This is a genomic window from Pseudomonas sp. UMAB-40, from assembly GCF_900095275.1.
GTDB classification, from domain to species: Bacteria; Pseudomonadota; Gammaproteobacteria; order Pseudomonadales; family Pseudomonadaceae; genus Aquipseudomonas; species Aquipseudomonas mandelii_B.
Genome location: NZ_LT607560.1, coordinates 35,585 through 58,512, shown reverse-complemented (window position 1 = coordinate 58,512; position 22,928 = coordinate 35,585). Strand labels below are relative to the sequence as shown.

21 protein-coding genes are annotated in these 22,928 nt (G+C 57.4%); 3 read left to right on the top strand and 18 right to left on the bottom strand.

The window, feature by feature from the left end; all coding sequences use genetic code 11:
• From K0F88_RS32425 to minC, 6 genes are all read right to left on the bottom strand, one after another.
• Window positions 1-119 (bottom strand): hypothetical protein (locus tag K0F88_RS32425; protein WP_374039719.1); only part of this gene is annotated, 119 nt, incomplete at its 3' end.
• Between the two features lie 76 nt (window positions 120-195).
• Entirely contained in the window at window positions 196-1,302 is a 1,107-nt protein-coding gene (locus K0F88_RS15260; protein ID WP_094471372.1) for a hypothetical protein, read from the bottom strand.
• Window positions 1,303-1,352: 50 nt separating this feature from the next.
• Entirely contained in the window at window positions 1,353-1,988 is a 636-nt protein-coding gene (locus tag K0F88_RS15255; protein ID WP_030131660.1) for an RluA family pseudouridine synthase, read from the bottom strand.
• A 90-nt stretch (window positions 1,989-2,078) separates the two neighbouring features.
• Window positions 2,079-2,333 carry a cell division topological specificity factor MinE gene (minE, locus tag K0F88_RS15250; protein ID WP_007898843.1) on the bottom strand — a complete coding sequence of 85 codons (255 nt, stop codon included), beginning with the start codon at window positions 2,331-2,333 and terminating at the stop codon, window positions 2,079-2,081.
• Complete coding sequence (gene minD / locus K0F88_RS15245; RefSeq protein ID WP_219095579.1) at window positions 2,333-3,145, bottom strand: septum site-determining protein MinD; 813 nt, start codon at window positions 3,143-3,145, stop codon at window positions 2,333-2,335. The genes minE and minD overlap by 1 nt, the downstream gene beginning before the upstream one ends.
• Window positions 3,146-3,336: 191 nt before the next feature.
• The gene (gene minC / locus K0F88_RS15240) at window positions 3,337-4,074 is read right to left on the bottom strand and encodes a septum site-determining protein MinC (protein WP_219095578.1); all 738 of its coding nucleotides are present in this window, start codon (window positions 4,072-4,074) and stop codon (window positions 3,337-3,339) included.
• 118 nt (window positions 4,075-4,192) lie between these two features.
• On the opposite strand from minC, the gene K0F88_RS15235 reads away from it, so the two are divergent.
• Window positions 4,193-5,125 carry a lipid A biosynthesis lauroyl acyltransferase gene (locus K0F88_RS15235; RefSeq protein ID WP_219095577.1) on the top strand — a complete coding sequence of 311 codons (933 nt, stop codon included), beginning with the start codon at window positions 4,193-4,195 and terminating at the stop codon, window positions 5,123-5,125.
• A 36-nt stretch (window positions 5,126-5,161) separates the two neighbouring features.
• A complete protein-coding gene (locus tag K0F88_RS15230; protein WP_219095576.1) occupies window positions 5,162-6,334 on the top strand; it encodes a patatin-like phospholipase family protein in 1,173 nt (390 codons plus the stop codon).
• 147 nt (window positions 6,335-6,481) lie between these two features.
• Here K0F88_RS15230 and K0F88_RS15225 read toward each other — a convergent pair whose 3' ends face one another.
• The 8 genes from K0F88_RS15225 to puuE all read right to left on the bottom strand — a co-directional run bounded on the left by K0F88_RS15225 (window position 6,482) and on the right by puuE (window position 14,578).
• Window positions 6,482-7,267: an outer membrane protein OmpK gene (locus K0F88_RS15225; RefSeq protein WP_094471378.1), complete on the bottom strand. Its 786-nt coding sequence runs from the start codon at window positions 7,265-7,267 to the stop codon at window positions 6,482-6,484.
• 376 nt (window positions 7,268-7,643) lie between these two features.
• Complete coding sequence (locus tag K0F88_RS15220; protein ID WP_219095575.1) at window positions 7,644-8,429, bottom strand: outer membrane protein OmpK; 786 nt, start codon at window positions 8,427-8,429, stop codon at window positions 7,644-7,646.
• 161 nt (window positions 8,430-8,590) lie between these two features.
• A complete protein-coding gene (locus K0F88_RS15215) occupies window positions 8,591-9,943 on the bottom strand; it encodes a nucleobase:cation symporter-2 family protein (protein WP_219095574.1) in 1,353 nt (450 codons plus the stop codon).
• Window positions 9,944-10,081: 138 nt separating this feature from the next.
• Window positions 10,082-11,374 (bottom strand): urate hydroxylase PuuD, encoded by a 1,293-nt coding sequence (locus K0F88_RS15210; protein WP_219095573.1) that lies wholly within the window; start codon window positions 11,372-11,374, stop codon window positions 10,082-10,084.
• A 50-nt stretch (window positions 11,375-11,424) separates the two neighbouring features.
• Window positions 11,425-11,928 carry an ureidoglycolate lyase gene (locus K0F88_RS15205; RefSeq protein ID WP_010456681.1) on the bottom strand — a complete coding sequence of 168 codons (504 nt, stop codon included), beginning with the start codon at window positions 11,926-11,928 and terminating at the stop codon, window positions 11,425-11,427.
• A 127-nt stretch (window positions 11,929-12,055) separates the two neighbouring features.
• The gene (gene alc, locus K0F88_RS15200) at window positions 12,056-13,051 is read right to left on the bottom strand and encodes an allantoicase (protein WP_219095572.1); all 996 of its coding nucleotides are present in this window, start codon (window positions 13,049-13,051) and stop codon (window positions 12,056-12,058) included.
• 88 nt (window positions 13,052-13,139) lie between these two features.
• Complete coding sequence (gene uraD / locus K0F88_RS15195; protein ID WP_219095571.1) at window positions 13,140-13,655, bottom strand: 2-oxo-4-hydroxy-4-carboxy-5-ureidoimidazoline decarboxylase; 516 nt, start codon at window positions 13,653-13,655, stop codon at window positions 13,140-13,142.
• A complete protein-coding gene (gene puuE, locus K0F88_RS15190; protein ID WP_059404690.1) occupies window positions 13,652-14,578 on the bottom strand; it encodes an allantoinase PuuE in 927 nt (308 codons plus the stop codon). Before puuE ends, uraD begins: the two co-directional genes overlap by 4 nt.
• Before the next feature lie 419 nt (window positions 14,579-14,997).
• Here puuE and uraH point away from each other — a divergent pair, with 419 nt between their 5' ends.
• Entirely contained in the window at window positions 14,998-15,351 is a 354-nt protein-coding gene (gene uraH, locus K0F88_RS15185; protein ID WP_219095570.1) for a hydroxyisourate hydrolase, read from the top strand.
• Between the two features lie 156 nt (window positions 15,352-15,507).
• Here the strand turns inward: uraH and K0F88_RS15180 are convergent, their stop codons facing one another.
• The 4 genes from K0F88_RS15180 to K0F88_RS15165 all read right to left on the bottom strand — a co-directional run bounded on the left by K0F88_RS15180 (window position 15,508) and on the right by K0F88_RS15165 (window position 22,879).
• Window positions 15,508-17,367: a hypothetical protein gene (locus tag K0F88_RS15180; protein WP_176457778.1), complete on the bottom strand. Its 1,860-nt coding sequence runs from the start codon at window positions 17,365-17,367 to the stop codon at window positions 15,508-15,510.
• 109 nt (window positions 17,368-17,476) lie between these two features.
• On the bottom strand, window positions 17,477-17,869 hold the full coding sequence (locus tag K0F88_RS15175; protein WP_219095569.1) for a hypothetical protein: 393 nt from the start codon (window positions 17,867-17,869) through the stop codon (window positions 17,477-17,479).
• A 573-nt stretch (window positions 17,870-18,442) separates the two neighbouring features.
• The gene (locus K0F88_RS15170; RefSeq protein ID WP_094471389.1) at window positions 18,443-22,042 is read right to left on the bottom strand and encodes a calcium-binding protein; all 3,600 of its coding nucleotides are present in this window, start codon (window positions 22,040-22,042) and stop codon (window positions 18,443-18,445) included.
• Between the two features lie 207 nt (window positions 22,043-22,249).
• A complete protein-coding gene (locus tag K0F88_RS15165; RefSeq protein ID WP_219095568.1) occupies window positions 22,250-22,879 on the bottom strand; it encodes a LysE family translocator in 630 nt (209 codons plus the stop codon).
• Window positions 22,880-22,928 lie beyond the last annotated feature (49 nt).

The following is a 22,928-nucleotide window of genomic DNA, read 5'->3' as shown; positions in this document are numbered from 1 at the left end:
TCGTCAAGGCGCACAAAACCCGCCGCTTCCAGACGCTGAACAAGGCTGGCAGTGGCATGGAACGGGGTAGGGGAGGCCTTGAGGAAGTCGATCAGGCCTTGGTTCAACTCTTCGCGCATAAGAAGCTCCAGACAGCAGTGGGCGGGAGTTTAACGTATTGGCCGGGGCCTTTGGGCATGACGTGAACCGGTCACGTCAGCTGGCAGCCGCTACCCGCTTTTTCAGGTACTTCATGATGATCCGCTCATCTTCAGGCTTTTCGGGCTTGGGCAATTGCCGGGGCCAGCCGTTCTGATGAGTCTCCAGCAGCTTTTTCTGTTGAGCCTGGTCCCAGCGAAGGATCTCCCGCGAGGCACATTCCCACCATTCGTGGCGGCAGGCCGTGTAGTACGGGTGATCGGGCGCCGCACTGCCGTACAGCAGATCGCGGCCGACTTTTCGCAGGGCGCCGCTCTGATGACGCAGCTTCCATTTGATTTTCAGCCGTTGCCAGGCCGAAGGGAAGGGTTTGACCCGCGGCACGTCTCGGCACAGTTCAACCAGCTCGCGGCTGAACTGCTCGCCATGCTGAGAGAAGAAATACGCCTGCATCGCATGGAAAAAACGTTTTTCCGCGAAGTAGTGATAGATGTATTTTCGGGCTTCATACACCGGCTTGTCGCGCATCGCGAACGACAGGGCGATCTGCTCGATGGTGTGGATGTCGAAGCCGTCCCGGGTCCACTCGTCGATGAGCTTGATCGATTCTTCGAACAGCGCGGCGTCGCGGTCGGTCACGCCGCACAGTCCGCTGTTGTACAGCTTGAAACCGTTCTGCGCAGTGACGCCGTGAGCGCGCAGGCAACCGCCCAGCTTCACGTAGTCGGGGCGTTCACACACGTCCTGCCAGTCGTACTCGAAGCGATCCATCAAGTAGTGCTGCGGCTGGATCTGGTTGAAGATCAGGTTCGGGTCGCTGGTGAACAGTGTGTCGGTATCGACGAACAGGGTTTTTTCCGCCAGCGTGAGACCGGCGGCCATCGCGCAGGCCTTGCGGCGATGGTGATAGCCGTTTTCGCCTTGCCACAGGGTCAGGGTTTCCTGGGTCAGCGTGACGGTTTCAACCGGCCAGCCGGCGTAATCCTGAGGGCGATCCGTGAGGATTCGGATGCTCGGGAGCTTGCCGTTCCTGGCATGGGAGAGCGCCGTCAAAATACTGAATTTGGCTTCGCGCCGGTAAACGTCCTGGTTGCCGTAGATCAGGTAAAGCAGTTGGTGGCGGGTTTTCTTGACGGGTGTTGCCAGGGAATCGGTACAACTCATCGGGATGGGGATCCTTTTGCTAAAGCAGGCGACTGCTTGTCAGGCAGTGCTTAAAACGGTGCGGGGCATTCGAAGCGCAAGCGTTCACCGGTTTGCGGATGGGTGAAGCTGAGCATGCTGGCGTGCAGGCACAAACGCGGCCAAGCGGCCAGGGCCTGCTCGTGGGCGTAGAGACCGTCACCCAGCAGCGGATGGCCGATGGAGAGCATGTGCACGCGCAACTGGTGGGAGCGGCCGGTGATCGGCGTCAGTTCGACGCGGCACCAGTCGCCACAACGTTCCAGCACTCGCCAGAAGGTCAGGGCGTGTTTGCCGAACTCGTGGTCCACCACATGGCGTGGCTTGGTCGGCGGATCGTAGCGCAAGGGCAGGTCGATGCTGCCGCTGTCCAGTTCCGGTTGTCCCCAGCACAGGGCGGTGTAGGCTTTTTCGGTTTCGCGGTCGTGAAATTGCCGAGACAACTCGCGATGAGTGTCCGGGTCACGGGCCAACAGGATGATGCCGGACGTTTCCCAGTCCAGTCGATGGACGATTCGCGCTTCCGGGTAGCCGTTTTCTTGCAGGCGGGTAATCAGGCAGTCCTTGTTGTCATCAGCCCGGCCAGGGACAGAGAGCAGCAGGGTCGGTTTATCCACCACCAGTACGGCGGCGTCCTGATGGATGATGCGGATGTTGGACAACGGCATTAAAACAGCCTCGTAACAAACGCCAACGGCGGCTCAGGCCCCGTCCAGTGAAAGAAGGGCCCTGAGCCGCCGTGGCTCCCGCTGGATCGACTAGCGATCCGGCAGGGTGATATTGAGTTCCAGAATCGAGCAGCTGCCCTGGTTTTCCAGCGCGACATGCACGTCGTCGGACCCGATATTGACGTACTTGCGGATCACTTCCACCAGTTCCTTCTGCAAGGCTGGCAAGTAGTCCGGCGTACTGCGCTGGCCGCGTTCATGCGCCACGATGATCTGTAGACGCTCTTTCGCTACCGACGCGGTGCTGACCTTTTTGCTGGCACGAAAGAAGTCAAAAAGATTCATTATCTACCTCCAAACAGGCGCTCGAAGAAGCCCTTCTTCGTCACATCGAGAAAACGATGTTCCACGGTTTTGCCCAGCAGACGATCGACCGCATCGCTGTACGCCTGACCGGCGTCGCTCTGGTCGTCGAGAATCACGGGCACGCCCGAGTTGGAAGCTTTCAGTACCGCTTGGGATTCCGGAATGACACCCAACAGGGCGACCGCCAGGATTTCCTTGACGTCTTCGACGCCCAGCATTTCGCCATCGCTCACACGCTGCGGGTTGTAGCGGGTCAGCAGCAGGTGTTCCTTGATCGGATCTTCGCCGTTTTCGGCACGACGGGATTTGCTCGCCAGCAGGCCGAGCATGCGGTCCGAGTCACGTACCGAGGACACTTCCGGGTTGGTCACGATAATCGCTTCATCAGCGAAGTACATGGCCAGGTGGGCGCCTTTCTCGATGCCGGCAGGGGAGTCGCAGACCACGTATTCGAAGTCTTCTTTCAACGCCATCAGGACTTTTTCCACGCCTTCCACAGTCAGCGCGTCTTTGTCGCGGGTCTGACTGGCGGCCAGGACGTAGAGATTTTCCAGGCGTTTGTCTTTGATCAGGGCTTGTTGCAGGTTGGCTTCGCCGTTGACCACGTTGACGAAGTCATACACCACGCGGCGCTCGCAACCCATGATCAGGTCGAGGTTACGCAAACCGACGTCGAAGTCGACGATCACTGTTTTGTGGCCGCGCAGTGCGAGGCCGGTACCGATAGCGGCGCTGGTGGTGGTCTTACCCACACCACCCTTGCCGGATGTAACCACTAGAATCTTGGCCAAGGTGTTTCACCCCTAAGGAAAAAGGACTTTTAGCCCCTGAAAAACATCTCTTGAAAAACTACTGCAGTCGGACAGCCTTGGCTGGAATCCGGTCCAGAACAGCGTTAAACACTGCGTTTGGCCTTTTTCCTACTTCGTTTGAGCCGTTTTCGCTACGTTTTAGAGATGCTTGGAAAATGCGGCAGTATCCGTTAAAGCCGAATGATGTTCAACACGTCGCCTGACAGGCTGACTTGCACGCCCGCGCCCCACAAAGGGTCGCGGCGCAGATCCTCGGAAACCTTGTAGTGGCCGGCGATGGAGACCAGTTCAGCGCTCATCTGCTGACAGAAAATCCTGGCTTTCGTGTCGCCTTTGACCCCGGCCAGCACGCGACCGCGCATCGGGCCGTATACATGGATGTTCCCATCGGCGAGAAGTTCCGCACCCGGGCTGACCGAGGAGATCACCACCAAGTCGCAACCCTGGGCATAAATCTGCTGGCCACCACGTACTGGCGACGTGATGATTTTCGTCGGTTTGAGGGTCGGCTCGGGCGGCTTTTCCGGCTTTTTCTTCACCTGGCCTTCGAGCGGGTCCAGGGGACGCTCACGCGCGCCGGACGGCGGCAGCACCGGCAAATCGACCGCGATGGCGGCGGCGATGTCTTCGATGCGGCTGGCTCGGATCGCCAGGGTGCGCAGGCCATGCTGGCGGCACACGCGCATCAGGCCCGGCAGATCGACCGCGCCTTCACTGGCCGGGAGTTTGTCCAGGGCCAGCACCAGCGGCGCATTGCTGAAGAAGTTAGGCGCCTGGGCGACCTTGGCGGCCAGTTGTCGATCAAGGTTCTCGAGGTCGTTGCGGGCCAGTTCCAGCACCGTAATGGCGAGCATGCTGCCCTTCAACTGGAACACGGGATCCTGGTCTTGCGGTTCGGTTTGGCTCATGGTCGGCATACAACGGCTTGTCACTAAAAGTGCCGAGACTTATAACGAGAACGCCCGCAAGCCGCAAGCCGGGTCGAACGATGTAGAATGCGCGGCCATTGTCTTTCCGGAACCTTTAATGGATCGCCCGCGTTTTCGAAAAACATTTCTTATGCCGCGTTTCTGGCCGCTATGGTGTGGCTTGGGGCTGTTGTGGCTGATTGTTCAGTTGCCGTATCCGGCGTTGCTGTTTATCGGTCGCCTGCTCGGCGCACTGATGTATCGGCTGGCCGGCGACCGACGGCGCATTGCCAAGCGCAATCTGGAACTGTGTTTCCCTGAAAAATCCACCGACGAGCGTAAGCGCCTGCTCAAGGAAAACTTCGCCTCCACCGGCATCGCTTTCTTTGAAATGGCCATGAGCTGGTGGTGGTCGCGTCAGCGGCTGGCGAAGCTGGCCCATGTCGAAGGCCTGGAGCATCTGAAAAAGGCTCAGCGCGAAGGCAAGGGTGTGATCCTGATGGCGGTGCATTTCACCACGCTGGAAATCGGCGCGGCGCTGTTGGGGCAGCAGCACACCATCGACGGCATGTACCGCGAGCACAAGAACCCGTTGTTCGACTACATCCAGCGCCGGGGTCGCGAGCGGCACAATCTCGATTCGCTGGCCGTGGAACGCGACGACGTGCGCGGCATGCTCAAATTGCTGCGCGCCGGTCGGGCGATCTGGTACGCACCGGATCAGGACTACGGCGCCAAGCAGAGCATCTTTGTGCCGCTGTTCGGGATTCAGGCCGCGACGGTCACGGCCACCAGCAAATTTGCCCGGTTGGGCAAGGCGCTGGTGGTGCCGTTTACCCAGGAGCGTCTGGCGGACGGCAGCGGCTATCGGTTGATGATCCACCCGCCGCTCGAAGGTTTCCCCGGCGAGACCGAAGAGGCCGATTGCCTGCGCATCAATCAGTGGGTCGAAGGTGCCCTGCGTGAGTGCCCCGAGCAATACCTTTGGGCCCATCGACGCTTCAAGAGCCGTCCACCGGGCGAGCCGAAGTTGTACAAGAAACGCGGCTGATCCCCAGATCCCTTTTTTGCACCATGGAGTGTTGCGATGAGTCCTGCTGAACCGGTTACAGGGTTGATTCTTTCCGGCGGCGGGGCTCGGGCGGCGTATCAGGTGGGGGTGCTGGCGGCGATTGCGGAGTTGCTGCCGGTGGGCGCATCGAATCCGTTTCCGGTGATTGTCGGCACCTCGGCCGGGGCGATCAATGCGGTGAGCCTGGCCAGTGGGGCGATGGACTTTCGTGGCGCGATCGAGCGCCTGACCGCCTTCTGGCAGGGCTTTCGCAGTCATCTGGTGTTGCGCAGCGACTGGCCCGGCGTGATCAGCCAAGCCAGCCGCTTTGTCAGCCACAGTCTGCTCGGGCTTGGCGCCCAGGTTCCGGTGGCGCTGCTCAACAGTTCGCCGCTGCGCGGTTTGCTCGACGACAAACTGCACATGAACGGCATCGCCGAGGCCATCGCCCAGAAGCAGTTGCAGGCGGTGGCGGTCACGGCGTTCGGTTACGAGTCCGGGCAGGCCGTCACGTTCTATCAGGGTGGCGGCACCATCGATGCCTGGTTGCGCCACCGGCGGATCGGCGTCCCCACGCAATTGACCGTCGATCACTTGCTGGCCAGTTCAGCGATTCCCTTGTTGTTCGCACCGGTAAAAATCGGCGAAGAGTATTTCGGCGATGGTGCGGTGCGCCAATCGGCACCGATCAGCCCGGCCCTGCATCTGGGCGCCAGTCGGGTGCTGGTGGTGGGCGTCAGCGGCAACCCGCGCGGCGTCGACCCGGAGCAGCCGCTGCAACGCGCCTACACCGGTCAGCAGCCGACCCTGGCGCAGATCGGCGGACACATGCTCAACAGCACGTTCATTGACAGCCTGGAAAGTGACATCGAGTTGCTGCAGCGTCTGAATCAGTTCAGTCACTTGCTGCCCGATGACACGCCGACGCGCGCGTTGGGCGTGGCGCCAGTGGACGTGCTGGTGATTTCGCCGAGTCAGCCGATCGATGAAATTGCCGCGCGGCATCGGCAGGAATTGCCGGCGGCGTTGCGCCTGTTTCTGCGCGGGCCGGGCGCGACCAAGACGAGCGGGGCGGGGGTGCTGAGTTATCTGCTGTTTGAGGCGGGGTATTGCAGCGAGCTGATTGATCTGGGGCGGCGGGATGCGTTGGCCAAGCGCGGGGAGTTGTGCCGGTTTCTGGGGTTGTCGGAATCTATGGTATCGGCTTGAGATTGGCGGTGCGGCCATCGCGGGCAAGCCTGGCTCCCACAGGTTTTGTGTTGTGCCACAGATTGTGAGCACACCATAGATCCCTGTGGGAGTGGCGGTGCGACGATTCGACTTGCTCGCGATGGCGTCCTTACAGACGCCGCCGGATCAGAAGTGAACCTTGACCAGGAAGCTGGTCACGCTCTGATCAGTCTTGAAACCCTGGCTGTCTTCGATGCCGTACTTGTCTTTCCAGTAGTCATATTCGACGCCGACGTACAACTGCTTTTCGCCCAGGTTCAGTGCCTTGCCCAGGTCGTATTTGATCTGCGGATTGAAGTGCAGGTTGGCGTGATATTCGCCTTTTTTGTTGACGTCGTTGTCGACCACCCAGTCCATGAAACCATCGATCAGGATGTTCGAATCGCCGACCGGAATGGTGTAGGACCAGACCGGGGTGATCTGCCAGATGTTGTCACCCGGACGGTCGCCTTCGGTATGGCGGTTGTAGAAATTCAGCTGGAAGTAGTCGAACCCAGGGATCGCCAGGTCGAAACCAGGACCGATCAGGTAGGACTCGGTATCGTCTTCACCGAACTCGTAAGTCATGGCCAGCAGCACGTCTTTGATCGGGCCAAATTCGAGTTTCTGGTCGAAGATCTTGTTAAACGACAAGCGAGGGCTGAACTCACCGTAGTGGGTGTTCTTGCCCGCGAAGGTGTCTTCCTTGCCGTTGTAGAAGATCTTGTCGATGAAGAAGAAGTTGTCGCCGTATTTCCAGCCATCGGCGTGTTCGAAGGTCACCGTTTGCTGAATGCGCGGGTTGACCTGGAAATCCTTGCCATACAGATAAGTCAGGCTGTTGTTCTGCCATTGCAGCAGGTCGCCGGCCATTGCCTGGCCCCCGGCCAGTAACGATCCCGCAAGCATCAGGCTGGTGCACGTGCGTTTCATTCGGTTGCTCCCAAAAAGTAGGTGGTTCCACGTTTTTTTTCTAAGGTCGACGCTCTGGTGTGGCGCCTTTTTCTGTAGCGGTAAAAAATCATCCAGTCGGTCAGCTTTAGTGCTGTTAGCAAGAGCTGAGCCAAGGCGTTCGAAAAGCCAAAAAACTCCCGCTCGGCTGCTCAAGAGCAGTCGATTGAGAGGGGGGTTGGAGTGCCTTGGTACCGTGCAGAGCCGGGATAAGTTGGCTTTCTGGTCAGGAATTAAATCCGGGCTTTTTTTTAAAGCGGATTCAGGCGGCCGCGGAGAATACTGACTCCTTGGCCAGGTCTCAAGTGCCCCGCAACAGCGCACCGACGACAGGTTTGGAGCACGGTTGCGGGCCATCTTAAAAGTGCACCTTCACCAGCAGGCTGGTGGTGTTTTCATGGGTGTCGAAGTTGCCGTTGTTTTCGATGCCGTACTTGTCTTTCCAATAGCTGTACTCGACGCCGACGTACACCTGTTTCTCCCGCCAGCCCAAGGCTTTGCCCAGGTCGTACTTGATCTGCGGGTTGACGTGCAGGTTGGCGTGGTAGGTGCCCTGTGAGTTCTGGTCGTTATCCACGACCCAGTCGATGTAGCCGTCGATCAACAGGCTCGAGTTGCCCAATGGCAGGGAGTAGGACCAGGCCGGCGTGATCTGCCAGACATCGTCGCCGGGACGCGAGCCTTCGGTCTGGCGATAGTAGAAGTTCAAGGTGAAAAAATTGAAGCCCGGTACCGCGAGATCGAAACCGGGGCCGATCAGGTAGGCCTCGGTGTCGTCTTCGCCATTCTCGTAGGTCATGGCCAGCAACACGTCCTTGATCGGGCCGAATTCGAAACGGCGGTCGAGGATTTTGCCGAAGGAGAGGCGCGGGCTGAATTCGCCGTAATAGGCGTGAACGCCTTTGTTCCGGTCTTTCTCGCCGTTGTAGTAAGTGCTGTCGACGAACAGAAAGTTGTCGCCGTACTTCCAGCGGTCGGCGTGCTCGAAGGTTATCGTCTGCTGGATCGACGGGTTGACCGCGAAATCCTTGCCGTACAAATAGCTCAGGCTGTTGGTCTGCCACAGCAGTAAATCGCCGGCCATGGCCTGGCTTGCAGCCAGGAGACTGCTGCCCAACAGCAGGTTTGTTTGAGTCCGAATCATCTGTTGCTCCCTCTTGTTTTTATTGTTTGAGGCACAGGCAACCCCCAACCCTGTGGGAGCGGGCTTGTTCGCGAAAGCGGTTTGCCAGTCAACATTGATGTTGGATGTGACGACCTCTTCGCGAGCAAGCCCGCTCCCACAGGGTTTTGTGTCGTTACCTGTTACTGGGCGTGGCAGTCGTTGATCGCCGCGCGTTCGCGGCCGCCAAGAATGTTGAACAGCAGGTTCAGCGACAGCGCACTCAACGTCGCCATCGCAATGCCGCTGTGGGTGATCGGACTCATCCACAACGGCAAGTGCGCGAAGAATTCCGGACGCACCACCGGGATCAGCCCCATGCCGATGCTCACCGCCACCAGCAACTGGTTGCGACGGTCACCGATGTCGGCTTCCTGAAGAATCTTGATCCCGGTCGCGGCCACCATGCCGAACATCGCAATCGCTGCGCCGCCCAGCACCGCCGGTGGAATCGAGGCCACCAGGAACGCCGCTTTCGGCAGCAGGCTCAGCACCACCAGCAAACCGCCGGCAACGATGGTCACCGAGCGGCAACGCACGCCCGTCATCTGCACCAAGCCGATGTTCTGCGCGAAAGAAGAGTGGGTGAAGGTGTTGAAGAAACCGGCAAAGAACGAGGCGCCGGCATCACACAGCAAGCCGCGACGCAGCATGCGTGGGCAGACTTCCTGGCCGGTGATTTTGCCCAGCGCGAGGAACATCCCGGTGGACTCGACGAATATGATCACCACCACCAGGCACATGGACAGGATCGGTGCGAGTTCAAACTTGGGCATGCCGAAGTGCAGCGGGGTGACAATCTGCACCCAGGGGGCATCCGCCATGCCGCTGAGGTCGACCATGCCAATCAGCCCGCAGATTACGTAGCCCAGGCACATGCCGATCAGCACGGAAATATTGACCCAGAACCCGCGCATGAAACGGTGGACCAGCAGAATGGTGGCCAGCACCAGCGCGGCAATGGCCAGGTAAATCGGTGAACCGAATTGCGTGGCGCCGGCACCGCCGCCCGCCCAATTGACGGCCACGGGAAACAGCGACAAACCGATCGAGGTGATGACCGTGCCAGTCACCAGCGGCGGGAAAAAGCGCACGACCTTGGACATGAACGGCGCGATGATCATGCCGAAGAAACCGGCGGCGATGGTTGCTCCGAAGATCCCTTGCAGGCCGATACCGGGCATGCCGGCCATGGCGACCATGCTGCCGACGGCGGCGAAACTGGCCCCCATCATCACCGGCATGCGGATGCCCATCGGGCCGATGCCCAACGATTGCACGATGGTCGCGATCCCGGCCACCAGCAGGTCGGCGTTGATCAGGAAGGCGATTTCCTCACGACTCAGGCCGGCGGCCTGCCCGATGATCAGCGGCACCGCGATGGCGCCGCCGTACATCAGCAGAACGTGTTGCAGGCCGACCAGGATCAGTTGCAAAAGGGGCAAACGCTGAATAGCGGGTGCGTCGGGGATGCGCGCTTCGGATAGCTCGGACATGCAACACCTCGGATCTTTTTTATTCTTGTGATTTTGTGCATCAGGTTGACCGCAGTGCGGCCAATCGCGAGCAAGCTCGCTCCCACAGGATGTGTGTTGCCTGTGTGGGAGCGAGCTTGCTCGCGATGCTTTTGCTACTTAATTGGTCGGAGCTCCCTGCACAATCCACGCACCGATCAGGTCACGTTCCTGCTGGGTCATCTGGGTGATGTTGCCCAGTGGCATGATCTGGCTCGTGACGGCCTGAGCCTGGATGCGCGCGGCGTTCTGGCGGATCTGCTCGGGGGTGTCGAACATCACGCCAGCCGGTGCTGCACTGAACAATGGACTGGTCGGTTTGGCCGAATGGCACACCGAGCAACGTTCCTGGATCACGCTGTGCACCTTGTCGAAACTCGGGCCGGCGTTGGACGCCTGGACCGGTGCTTCTGCAGGCTTCGCAGCGGCAGGTTTAGCACCGCCACCGACCGCGGTTTCCGGCAGCGGCTGGTACTCGATGGTGCCAGGCGCCTTGGCCACTTCAGGTGCGCTCGGCATTTGCGCCGGGCCCGTCACGTAAGCCAGGCAGATCATGCCAACAGCCGCGACAGGCAACGTCCAGGCGAACTTGTGACTGTCATGACGGGTGTTGAAGTAGTGACGCACCAACACCGCCAGCACCGCAATCCCGGCCAGGATCAGCCAGTTGTATTGGCTGCCGTAGGTGCTCGGGAAGTGGTTGCTGATCATGATGAACAGCACCGGCAAGGTGAAGTAGTTGTTGTGCCGCGAGCGCAGCAAGCCTTTGGCTGGCAGCGCCGGATCGGGCGTGCGGTTTTCGGCAATGGCGGCAACCAGTGCGCGCTGGGCCGGCATGATGATGCGGAACACGTTGCCGACCATGATGGTGCCGATGATTGCGCCAACGTGCAGGTACGCACCGCGACCACTGAACACTTTGCTGAAGCCGTAGGCGGCGCCAATGATCAGCACGAACAGGATGAAGCCGAGCAGGGCAGGGCGTTTGCCCAGGGCCGAGTCGCAGAGGAAGGAGTAGACGAACCAGCCGACGAACAACGAGGCGATGCCCAGTGCGACCCCTTCAGGGCCGGTCAGGCTGCTGCCGGGTGCCAGCAGGTACAACGTCGGGTTGGAGTAGAACACCACGCACAGCAGCGCGATCCCCGACATCCAGGTGAAGTAGGCTTCCCATTTGAACCAGTGCAGGTTGTCCGGCATGGTCGGTGGGGCCAGTTTGTATTTTTCCAGGTGGTAGATACCGCCGCCGTGGATCGCCCACAGATCGCCGGCCAGACCACTTTTCGGGTTGACCCGATTGAGGTTGTTTTCCAGCCAGACGAAATAGAACGACGCACCGATCCAGGCCACGCCAGTAATCATGTGAACCCAGCGCACGCTCAGGTTCAGCCATTCCAACAGATGTGCTTCCACAGTCTTTACCTCTCGCCTGTCACTCTGTTGTCGAGTGATCAGACCTTCTCTTATTGGTGGGGGGCAAGGATCAAACGCTCATCCTCTTTGAAAAAATGCTCATCGCAGTTATTGCCTGTGCCACTGCGATCAACCACCAGGAAGTCATCCCGCTTTTCGATCGTCAGCACCGGATGGTGCCAAACGCCGCGATGGTAATTAATGCCCTGCCTGCCGTTGGTGACGAAGGCGCGGACCAAGCCTGATACAGGTTCATCGCCAAGTGGCGCGACCACGATCAGAAAGGGGTTGCCGAGCAGCGGAATGAAAGCCTGGCTGCCCAGCGGGTGACGCTCCAGCATGCTGACGGTCAGCGGCATGTCCTGCGCGTCGGCGCGGAAAATGCTGATGATCGCGTTGTCCTCTGGCGTGGCGGTTTGCACCGTCGCCAGTTTGTGAAAGCGCATGGTCGAACCGTTGTTGATCATGAAGTGATCGCTGCCGTCGGTTTCGATCACGTCACCGAAAGGGGCGAAGGCTTCTTTGGTCAGCGGTTCAATCGTCAGTGTGCGCATGCTGGTCTTCTTTTCTGAATTCTGTGTTGTGGGTTCTATCGTCATCGCTGGCAAGCCAGCTCCCACAGTGGACTGTGGCGTTCACAAAACCTGTGGGAGCTGGCTTGCCAGCGATGAGGTTCAGCGCTTATTTAGCGACCTTGCCCAATACGCGCAGGCGGCTCACACCACCATCCGGGAACACGTTCAGGCGGATGTGGGTGATCGGGCCCAGGGCCTTGATCTGCTCGGCGAAGGTGTGTTCGGCGTGCATTTCCAGTTTCTGCGCCGGCAGCAGTTCACGCCAGAACAGCGATTGGGTTTCGATCTGGCTGTCGGTGCCGCCCTTCACGAACGCGCCCTGGATCGAGCACGTGTCCGGGTAGTTGCCCTTGAAGTGCAGGGTGTCGACGATGACTTTCTCGATCTCGCCGGCATGACCCAGCGCGACGATGACCCAGTCATTACCTGGCGTGCGACGACGTGCAGTTTCCCAGCCGTCGCCCATGTTGATGCCACGGCCCGGGTTGAGGATGTTGCTCATGCGGCCGAAGTGTTCGTCGGAGCAGGCGAGGGCGCGGCCACCGTTGAGGGCGGCGGCCAGGTCGACCTGCTCGTTGTCGCCGACAGCGGACCAGTCGCGGAACGGAATACCGTAGACACGCAGACGGGCCACGCCACCATCCGGGTAGATGTTGAAGCGCAGGTGGCTGAAGGCCTGGTCGTTGCTGATTTCGTGGTAGTGATGGCTGTTGCCTTGCAGCTCCACGGCCGACAACACTTCAGTCCACTGGGTGTTGTCGGCCGGCTCGCCCGAGGCCAGGAAGCAGGCTTCCAGGGACGCCGACGGCGGGAAGTTGCCGGTGAAGAATGAAGTGTCGATGTCTACGCCTTTGATCGAACCCGGTACGCCCAGGCGAATCACTGCGCTGTCGTAGCCTTCGAAGCGCTTGCGGCGCGACTCCCAGCCGTCCATCCACTTGCCGTTGTCATCGAACACGCCCTCCTTCCACACAGCCGGGGTCGGCTGGAACAGGCGGTTGGCGTCTGCGAACCAGTCATCGGTGACCGAGATGATTTTGGTGCCCAGGCGGGCGTCGGCCAGGTTGACGAACTTCTCGAAAGGTACGGCGTAAGCTTTCATTCTTCTTGTCTGCCTTTAATAAGTTGGCTTGGGATGCTTGCAGTGCCCTGGGTGCTTTTCGCGTTTAAGAACACTCGGGCAAGGCTCGCTATAGGGTCAGTAAACGGAACAGGGCGATCTTGTTGATCTCCGCCAGCGCGCATTTGAATTCGGTATCCGCCGAATTGTGAATGCGCGTTTCGAACGCCGCGAGGATCTGATGCCGGTTGCTGCCTTTTACCGCCATGATGAAGGGAAACTTGAACTTGGCCTTGTAGGCGTCGTTCAGCTCGGTGAAGCGAGAAAACTCTTCGGCCGTGCATTGGTGAATACCGGCGCCAGCCTGCTCATTGGTACTGGCTTCGGTCAACTGGCCCTGGACGGCGGCTTTGCCGGCCAGGTCCGGGTGAGCGTTGATCAGGGCCAGTTGGCTTTGCTGATCGGCGCTCAACAGGATGTCGCTCATGCGCTGGTGCAGGGTTTCGATCTCGTCGATCGAGGCGTCCAGGCCCAGGTCGAATGCCTTCTCGGCCACCCTTGGCGAATGTTCGTAAATGTCGGCGAAAGCGGCGACAAACGCGTCGCGGCTCAAGGACGAGGGTTTCAGCGTTTGAAAGGTGCTCATTTGGCAGCCCCTTGGTACGGGTGGGTTTCGTGCCAGTGGCGCGCGATGTCGACGCGACGGCTGAACCACACCTGTTCATGACTTTTAGCGTATTCGATAAAGCGCTTGAGCGAGGCCAGTCGCGCCGGACGGCCGATCAGACGGCAGTGCAGGCCGATCGAGAGCATTTTCGGTGCTTCGGCGCCTTCGGCATACAGCACGTCGAATGCGTCCTTCAGGTATTCAAAGAAATCATCGCCCTTGTTGAAACCCTGGACCTGGGTGAAGCGCATGTCGTTGGTGTCCAGCGTGTACGGGATCACCAGGTGCGGCTTGCCGGTCGGGTTGTTGGGTTCCCAGTAGGGCAGGTCGTCGTCGTAGGTGTCGCAGTCGTAGAGGAAACCGCCTTCTTCCATCACCAGGCGACGGGTGTTCGGGCCGGTGCGGCCGGTGTACCAGCCCAGTGGACGCTCGCCGGTGATTTCGGTGAGGACGCGGATCGCTTCGAGCATGTGCTCGCGTTCCTGCGCTTCATCCATGTACTGATAGTCGATCCAGCGGTAGCCGTGGCTGCAGATTTCATGGCCGGCATCGACCATCGCGCGGATCACGTCCGGGTGACGCTGGGCGGCCATGGCCACGGCGAAGATGGTCAGCGGAATGTCGAATTCCTTGAACAGTTTCAGAATCCGCCAGACGCCGGCACGGCTGCCATACTCGTAAAGGGATTCCATGCTCATGTTGCGCGCGCCTTGCAGCGGCTGCGCCGAGACCATCTCCGAGAGGAAGGCTTCGGATTCTTTATCGCCGTGCAGGATATTGCGCTCGCCACCTTCCTCGTAATTGAGCACGAACGACAGGGCGATGCGGGCATTGCCGGGCCAATGTGGGTGAGGAGGGTTACTGCCGTAACCGATCAGGTCGCGTGGGTAGTCAGCGCTCACTGCAGTCTTCCTTCTTGTTCGTTGACAGGTTGTGTGGCGGCCTGGCGGTGAGATGACAGGCTGGCGTCACAGCGATGGGCTGATTGTATACAACTTTATATTCACTTTGTAAGCCTGAATTTTTGCATTTTTGATGAACTGTCATCTGTGCATGTTATTGCAAGAAACCTGCCTAATTGGTCAGTTAATGGATAGGAGGTCCTTTGAGCGTAAGGTTTGGCAATGGATTCGCTGCAATCCCCTGGTTGGCGAGGGCAGCGCTAAAAATGTCGTTTTTATTGTGTACAATTTTTTTGAAAAGTGTCTTAATCAGCCCCTCGCCGCAGCGTTTCGTGCTCCGAACCGGTGCGGTCTCCTTTTCAACTGACTTCGGGAGGCGCGAGGCCTGACTGCTCCGTGCAGGCAGGCGCGCAGAATCAATGGGACGTTTGACTACACACGTTTTGGACGCTGCACACGGTTGCCCGGGCAGCTCGATCAAGGTCGAGCTGTACCGTGTTGAAGGCTCGCAGCTGGAATTGGTCGCCAGTGCGATCACCAACAGCGACGGCCGTTTCGACGCACCGCTGCTGCAAGGCGATGACTACCGTTCCGGGGTCTATCAGGTTCAGTTTCATGCGGGCGATTACTACCGCGCCCGCGGTGTTCAGCTGCCGGAACCTGCGTTCCTGGACGTGGTAGTGCTGCGGTTCGGCATCTCTGCGGAACAGGATCACTACCATGTGCCATTGCTGATTTCGCCTTACAGCTATTCCACGTACCGCGGCAGCTGATCCCCCAAGCAGCTGCCTCAACCTGGAAGCGACTGCGCATATAGCTTCTTTGGTCTTTCGCCCGCTCACACTGCGGGCTTTTTTTTGCGTCGTGTTTGACCCAACACATTTGGGTTGCGCCCCGCTAACCGACGACGAGGTGCGCACGTTTCTCTGTCAGCGTTCCTTGATAATGAAAACAGAAGGATTTCCTGCGAGCGGGTGCTGGACGCCACCTATCAGCCATACCACATCACCCTTCGCATTGGCGGCAAGCAGCAACTGGTGGGCTTCGGCACCCACTCGTGCCCTCAGCAGAGGGTCGGCAAGCTCTGGTATGGGCGGCGGCTTGATTTCAATCGCATCGGTCTCCACACGTCCCAGTTTAAGAAAGTAGACCTTGTTGTGATTGGGCTTTTTAAATACCAGCGTTGGGGGCGTGAGCTGAACATTCTCAGCGTTTGCAGGAAGGAAGACCTTGTAGCCGTTGTGGCCCAGTATCGAAGCAAGTAGTAACGAAAGTCGACCCGGTCCGTTGGGCAACTCGGCGTAGGACTGCCAGGCATGAGTGCTCTCGGGTCTGAAGTTCAACTGCTGTAAGGGCGCTACGGAATCTGGAGTGAGCAATTCGACGATCCGTCTGGCGCCTTCATTGCCGGACGCGACAGGCAACATATCCAACGGGTCGCCGAGTCGTGGCACGCCGATGGTCGACTTGCCCTGCCAATGGCGAAAGGTTTGCATCATTAGCGCCAACCCGCGGCCATTGAACACCTGCGACTCATTGGAAACCTCAAATAGTCGCTTGGCAACGGCGCGCGAAGTCGGCTCCGTGAAACCCTTGTAGACATCCGCGACCTGTTGCGTCAGTGATTTCTCAAAGAGGCGAGTAGCGCCGTCGACTTTCCGAATATTTGTGCCGGCGTGGTGGGACGTGGCAACGGGTTGCAACGAAGGTGCTTCCTGCAACATGCGTTCGAATACCTCGAAACGCGAAGGCGCAAATCCGGGGTGTTGAATGAAAACGAGGGGTAGCTGATCGGCCATCGGCCCCTTTGGCACGATCGGGTAGTGGAGCTGACCAATTTTTATGGATTCGCCCGAATCTGGTTTGGTTATTCTTCCCCAGGAGGCCCACAAATAGGGGTTTTCATTCAAGGTGCCGGCAGGATGGCTGTTATCTGCCACGGGGTCGGACGCCTCGGCATTTTGATCCAGGCGAGGGCGCTTGCCTGGCGTGGGGCCTGACTCTTCCGCGTCTGAGGCTGTGGTGTTGATTGTCTTGCGTTGCCATAGCGTCATCCCATCAATGCCTTCGAGTAGCGGGCCCGAAGGGGTCAATTCGCTTGTTGAGGAGGCCTGATAGTCCCCGTTCGTATTTTTACGAACCATGACCGTGCCTTCTTCCGCAAGGTCGACATAGGTTCTTTTCAGCTTGTCGTAGCGCAGGCCGTTGGCATTGGGTGGCGTCAGTTTTTCGGCCAAGTGCCGGGGAATGATCTCCAGCGCTTCCGGCCTCGCTGGTACGCCTGCGGTGGGGAGAACCAGGCCCTCTCGGGCGATTCTCCACTGTGGCTGGCCAGGGATTTTCTTGAGGATCGGGCCGGGTTGGCCTGGGGCAAACGGGAGGGGAACCTGATAATCGCCTTTCGCATTTGTTCTGATCAGAAAAATGCCCTCCTCTCCAATATCCGCGTAAAGCTGTTGCCGGCTGCTCATGAACAGCCCGGTGTTGGCGATCTTGAAGAGCTCATCGACCTTGTTTCGAGGCCAGGAAATCATGCTGGCAGCGATTTCGGCGGCGCTTGTTGCGGGAACCGGCATGTCGGTAACGACGACTGGCTGACGAGGCAAGGTACTTTGCGATGAACTTGACACATTGGCGTCGGAAACGGGATTGGCGTCTCCCAGCGGTCGGCCGACCGTTGCGGCGTGACTGCTTCCTCGTACCCGACTGTCTTCTGATGAAGACCTTGGAAGGGTTGTTGAAGTGGCGGGTGTATTGGAAGTTGCAACTCTTTTTGGCGGTTTAGCCATGAGCAGTGTTCCTTAAAAGTTAGTTAAGTTGGTGATGTCTGAGCGATAAGCATCGAAGATCTGATAAGGAGCTTTAGTGAATTTCGGCTGTAAATAAAGATGGCTGTTATTAACGCTCTCTGATAATGAAAACTGACTGCCAGCCTAACGGAGCTGTTTGAAATCCACCTATTAGCCAGACGATGTTGTTTTGTAGATTGGCGGTGGTGAGTGCTTGCTGGGCTTCATTACCCACCTGTGAAACTAAAGCTGGGTAGGCAAATTCGGGCACGGGAGACGGGTTTATTTCAATCGCATTTCTCTCAACAATGCCGAGTTTCAGGAAGTAAACCTTCTCGTGGCCTGCGCGTTTGAATATCAGCTTGGGATTGCGATGCTCATTCAGTAAAGGAAATACCTCATACCCGTTGCGGACCAGCACGGTGCTGACGGAAATAGACTTGGTAATCGCCGTTGGCGTTGGGTTCCACTCTGCCAATCCCTGCTTTTTCAAGATTGGCATATAACCTTTGCTCCTTGTTCATGAAGAGCCCTGTGTCACCGACTTGAATCAGTTGGTCAATCCGTTCAAGGGGCCAGGACACCAGGTTTTCGTGTTGCACGAAGTGGCCGGCGGTGCGGCCAGGCATGTTGGTGACGACAACGGGCGGTTGTTGAGACGTGTCGCCCTGGCAAGGTATTTGGGGCAGGTGGGTCTGTAGGCGTTTCGCCTCCACGCACAGGCGTGTCAGCGCGGCCGGATGGGCCGATCCTGGCCACGTCATCCTCAGGGGAGGGTCTGGGGAGGGTCGATGAAGTGCCAGGCGTATTGGGGCTGGAAACTTTTTTGGGTGGTTTAGCCATGACCGAAGTTCCGATAAATAATCTGGTGAAGGTCTAGATCAGGAAGGGCATCTGAAATGGACGAACAATTAGTTGGGTGAAAAACAGGGCTCGTGAAGGTACACGGCCCTGGACATCACAGTGGTCAGTTTTGATTGAATCAGCTGTTGAGAGGCTATAAATATTTATAGGGTGTGGCGGTATTTGCTACAAAAGGCTTCAACTTGATAGTGATATAGGTCTTGATCAGGCTCTATAAAAGTTTGCAGGTATCTAAAAGTATCTGCAGATTGGCAGCGCTTGCAGGAGGGGTTGAGTTGATACCGAATTCCATCAGCTCATAACAGTGTTCGAGTTGGTGCGCGCACCGATGTATTGGTACGAGGTCGGTGTAAAGGACAGTGCGGGACTTGTCTGTATCAAGTATCCAGCGACGGTCGGACAGGTTGTAAGACAGACTGCCGGCAGTACCGTCTCTCATGGCTATGTGTCGAACGGCGACCTCTTCCAGTTCTAATGATGTCAGTTCTGCCGCTAGGGCTCCTTCGTTCAAAAGGAGGCCTTTAAAGTACCTGCCATCCAGCGAATCAATGTAGACCTCGTCGAAATCAAGATCGACTTTGTAGACAACCCCGTCTGGCGTGATGACACGTATTTGATCGATCAAATCCTGGGGATCATCGTAGTGGGGTAGATGAATGACGGTATGTCCGATCAGCAGATGGTTATCCACCCGTTTGATACGGGTGTAGGCGAGGCCCGTTGCATCGAATTCCCAGGTAGACGCCGATTTTGATTTAAGGTTGGCGTTCGCCCGAGCACCTGGGGTTGAAATGCTTAACGTCATTTCGGTGCTGAGGTGGACAAGGTACGTCGAGCCGTCACCCTCTAGATGTTCGATGGCTGTTTGATCCGGGTAAGCGATAAGTTTGACGCATTTCTCCCGGTTGCCCAGCTTATGGCCTTCGTTGTCCAAGGGTTGACGAAAAATAGACTTTCCATCTCTAGCCGCTAGTGGCAGCGGCACTTCGTTGGTGCGCTCCATCGGGCCGTTTATCTGGAACTGATCGTTCGAAAATGCTGTATCGGGTAGGGAGGGTGGGCCAACTCTATAAGAAACGCCATCGTTCATAATCAGAATAAAATGCTGGTTCAACAGGTTGGTGGGGCGCGTTAGTCGGCTTGTGATTCTATGGTCTCCGCTCCAGATAGAGCTGGCCAGGTTCTTGATAGTCAATCGCTTATTGTCAAAGTGAAAGGTCATGCCGCATTCTTTATACATGATGCGGTCGAAATCAGGCTGGCGCATCAGGTCTACGTTGTAGTAAGCCTCGGCCCGGGTCAGTTCATGGCTGGCGTAATCCAGATAAAGGGTCGCAAGCGTGTTTGTGCTTCGTTGCTTTACTGCAAGGGTCGTATGCTCATTGAATTTCGAAATGTAATAGCTCGTGTTTTTGTCGTGTGCAACCGTGTATTCGCGGTTGTAAAGTATGACCGGGTTTTGTGTTGTTCCCTGTTGGGTAATGACGGTTTTGATGTCGAACGGGTCAGCCGTCTCAAGGGTGTCAGGAAGTTCAGGCATCAAATGAAACCCGTCCTGTGTAACAAAAGTCAGTTTCCTGTTCTGCAGTTGTCGTTCATTGTTGACTGTTTTATAGACGCCCTTGATATACACATCCCTCTCGCTGATGTCATCGAGATCAAATCCTGAGGTGATGACCAGTTCCTGTTCTTCGATCCTCCAGCCTTTGATCAGGTCCATTCTCCAGTCCAGTGCAATGACGCTCTCGTCCACACCATCTTCAGTAATAAATACGCTGCCGGATTTATGGGCCACTGCATAGTGATCCTTTCCCGGCCCTCCGGAGGCCGACCCTTGATTGTTCAGAAGGTAGATTTTGTCATCCCCGGCGCCCGCCTCAATGGTGTCGCGACCCCGAGACTTGATAGTGTTCGGCCCATCGGTACCTATGACCTTGTTTTCCGCACCCGCCAGGGTTTCTACGTTCTCAATGCTCTCTAGAAGCGTGTGTCGATAGTTAAAGCGGCTGTCATTGGTCTGGTCACGGGTGATGATAGAAAGCCGCCCATCGTCCAGATCGATGAAATATCCAAATCGTTGTTGGTTACGCCCGGTGTAGCTGCCGGAGACGACTAATGTGTCGTTGCCCAAGCCACCTTTCAATGTAGTGGGTAGAGGGTCTTTTGGGCCGTTTTTGAGGAGTTCGGCAGCGCCCTCGAAGACGAATTCATCCTCTTTTTCGCCCCCGGTCAGGTTCTTGATACCTGCGCCGTAATAGAATCTGTTCGGCTTTTTTTCGATGCCAAGAATGGTGTCGTTTCCGCCGCCAATAAACCACACCGCTCCTTTGTTCTCTCCGGGTGCTCCAAACTCCGCCCCCGGCATATTTGCAGTCACTCCGCTGCGCGCATCAAGGGTGTCGTTACTGTCAATAACATGGGGTTTTTGGACGGTTTTATACGTGTAGTGTTGGGCATCCCAATCGAAGCTCGGCACCCGTGTTGGCGTCAGTTCTACTGTAAACCTGCCGTTTACAATGACCTCGGTACTGTCCTTTAACCTGCCTTCCAGTAGTTTTCGGGCGGTCGCTTGTAACAATCTCGAATGTTCAACGGTTGATTTGGCAACCGCGTGGCGGGTTTGTATGTTTTCGTCGGGACTGATTCCCCAAAACGCGAACCAGCCCGTGCGCAGGCGCTCGTGGGTAGTGAGTTCGATGTAATCATCGATATCGTCGACAACGCGTACCGCCGCGTAGACCTGGGAACCTGCAACCAGCAGAAGTCCGGCTGCCAGCCCCACCGGGCCGATAACGGAGAAGCCTGCCAACGCGGCGGCACCCAAAATCAACGTCATTGCCGCGCTGGTCACGCTCAAGCCCGCGGTGACATATTGATCCATGGCTTCTTTGCCTGTCGCCGTCGCTGCATGGTTAAAGGATTTAACGGCGGAAATAACATCGAAGGGCAGCGCCAGTGCGCTTGCGATCAGGCCGGCACCACGTCCCAGACGAACGCCGAAGCTGGTTCTGGCGAAATCCTTGTAGGCTTTTTGCCCCGCCTCGATCATGTATTTTGCTTGCTTGGTGACCGCAACTTCGACGGCTAACGAAGTGACTTCCGCTGAAGTGCTGAGGCTGTTGAATACAACTTCGCCGTGGTCTTTGCGTGCAATGGCGTCTTGAAGCCCACGCAATCCGCTGTAAATGCCAAAGGCCTGAAGCCCGGTCCCCATACTGACCATGCTGCTGCTCTTGATCCGATTCACCCATGGGGGCGTACTTTTGGATAAGTGCGCGTGGCGTATATCAAGCTTCTGTGCCGCTTTCAGAAGTTTGTCCAGTTTGTGTCGGTACTGTTCAGGATCGGCAGGCGTATCGAGTTTGTCACTTAACAGGGGCGGAGCCGTTAGCGGGCGTTGTGACGCCATTTCAAACAGTAATGAAGGAAGTGTGTAATCGTCTGTTGTACCGGTGGAGCGCATACGGGCTTCAATGTACAAAGGGTCAAACTGCAACGCGTTGACAAAAGATCGCTTGGGATGGCGAAAGAACGTGTTTTGACCGTTCAAACGCTGACCATTCGATGTCGCACCCAATGCATCCAGCGCGCATCGGGTAATCGAATGGGAGCCTATCTTGATAGGACCGAATAGCTCATCTATAACCCTTAGCTGGCTTTTATTGGCGTTTGTTGGTTGTGGGGCGGAGGTGATGCTTTCTTTGTCGACATCAATAGTGGTCGGCGAATACTCATTGGCTTGCAGGTCAATGTCCGTCACTTCGACGGCGTTATAGTGATCAAGGTTGGCTGGTTGGAAAACAATTGCCATAAGAACTTCCTTTTTCAGGCGTTGTGTGCGAAGTCGCTGCGCCATGTTAGGGGGAGTTCTGAAAAGACAACTATATATATGTATATCGCGTGTTGCTGTTTGTTGCGGGGCGGGGTTGAAGTGTTGCCATCCTTGGCAAACGGTTCCTGGTCCGGTGATGTCAATAAAGCCTTATTGAAATTAAGTGTGGGGGGTAACGCGTTCTGATCAGTGGTTGCTTAATAAGGAGGCCGCGCCCGCGCCACTGAAAAGTCCTGCGCTCACCCGGTTAAACCAACTTTGTCCCTTGCCACTGCGCAGATATTTCGCTGCGCCATGAGCGCCGAGCCCATAGGCCAACTTGCACAGCAGGTCCAGCACGGTCCAGGTCGCAATCATAATCAGCAATTGCGGGAGGAACGGTTGTTCGGCGCTCAAAAACTGCGGCAGGAAAGCAGCAAAGAACAAAATATCCTTCGGATTGCTTGCGCCCAACACGAATGCGCGTCCAAACAGGGCGCGAAAACGCGGCACCGGCGCCGTCTGGGGCACTTCAGCGCCTACCGATGGCTGGCGCGATTGCTGCCAGCTCTGCCAGGCGAGGTAGAACAGGTACAGCGCACCAACGATTTTCAGCGCGCTAAACAACTGTTCCGATGCCAACAGCAGCGCGCCCAGGCCCAGCGCCGAGGCACTGAGCAAGCAGATCGAGGCAATCACTCCACCCAGGAACGCGGGGTAAGAACGGCGCAAACCGAAATTCAGGCTGTTGCTGATCATCAGCAAAGACAGGGGCCCCGGGATCAGGATCACCACCAGCGCAGCGCCGCTGAACAGTAGCCAGGTTTCCAGACTCATCACTTTCCTCCATTTGTGCAAAAGCCCCACCCGACGGGGTGAGGCTGAT

Coding starts and splice junctions, on each gene's coding strand:
- minE (WP_007898843.1), bottom strand. CDS start 2,333: ATGAATCTTTTTGACTTCTTTCGTGCCAGCAAAAAGGTCAGCACCGCG.
- K0F88_RS15215 (WP_219095574.1), bottom strand. CDS start 9,943: ATGTCCGAGCTATCCGAAGCGCGCATCCCCGACGCACCCGCTATTCAG.
- K0F88_RS15165 (WP_219095568.1), bottom strand. CDS start 22,879: ATGAGTCTGGAAACCTGGCTACTGTTCAGCGGCGCTGCGCTGGTGGTG.
- K0F88_RS15260 (WP_094471372.1), bottom strand. CDS start 1,302: ATGAGTTGTACCGATTCCCTGGCAACACCCGTCAAGAAAACCCGCCAC.
- K0F88_RS15235 (WP_219095577.1), top strand. CDS start 4,193: ATGGATCGCCCGCGTTTTCGAAAAACATTTCTTATGCCGCGTTTCTGG.
- uraH (WP_219095570.1), top strand. CDS start 14,998: ATGGGACGTTTGACTACACACGTTTTGGACGCTGCACACGGTTGCCCG.
- uraD (WP_219095571.1), bottom strand. CDS start 13,655: ATGAGCACCTTTCAAACGCTGAAACCCTCGTCCTTGAGCCGCGACGCG.
- minC (WP_219095578.1), bottom strand. CDS start 4,074: ATGAGCCAAACCGAACCGCAAGACCAGGATCCCGTGTTCCAGTTGAAG.
- K0F88_RS15255 (WP_030131660.1), bottom strand. CDS start 1,988: ATGCCGTTGTCCAACATCCGCATCATCCATCAGGACGCCGCCGTACTG.
- K0F88_RS15225 (WP_094471378.1), bottom strand. CDS start 7,267: ATGAAACGCACGTGCACCAGCCTGATGCTTGCGGGATCGTTACTGGCC.
- K0F88_RS15175 (WP_219095569.1), bottom strand. CDS start 17,869: ATGCCAATCTTGAAAAAGCAGGGATTGGCAGAGTGGAACCCAACGCCA.
- K0F88_RS15220 (WP_219095575.1), bottom strand. CDS start 8,429: ATGATTCGGACTCAAACAAACCTGCTGTTGGGCAGCAGTCTCCTGGCT.
- K0F88_RS15170 (WP_094471389.1), bottom strand. CDS start 22,042: ATGGCAATTGTTTTCCAACCAGCCAACCTTGATCACTATAACGCCGTC.
- K0F88_RS15180 (WP_176457778.1), bottom strand. CDS start 17,367: ATGGCTAAACCGCCAAAAAGAGTTGCAACTTCCAATACACCCGCCACT.
- K0F88_RS15205 (WP_010456681.1), bottom strand. CDS start 11,928: ATGCGCACACTGACGATTGAACCGCTGACCAAAGAAGCCTTCGCCCCT.
- K0F88_RS15230 (WP_219095576.1), top strand. CDS start 5,162: ATGAGTCCTGCTGAACCGGTTACAGGGTTGATTCTTTCCGGCGGCGGG.
- alc (WP_219095572.1), bottom strand. CDS start 13,051: ATGAAAGCTTACGCCGTACCTTTCGAGAAGTTCGTCAACCTGGCCGAC.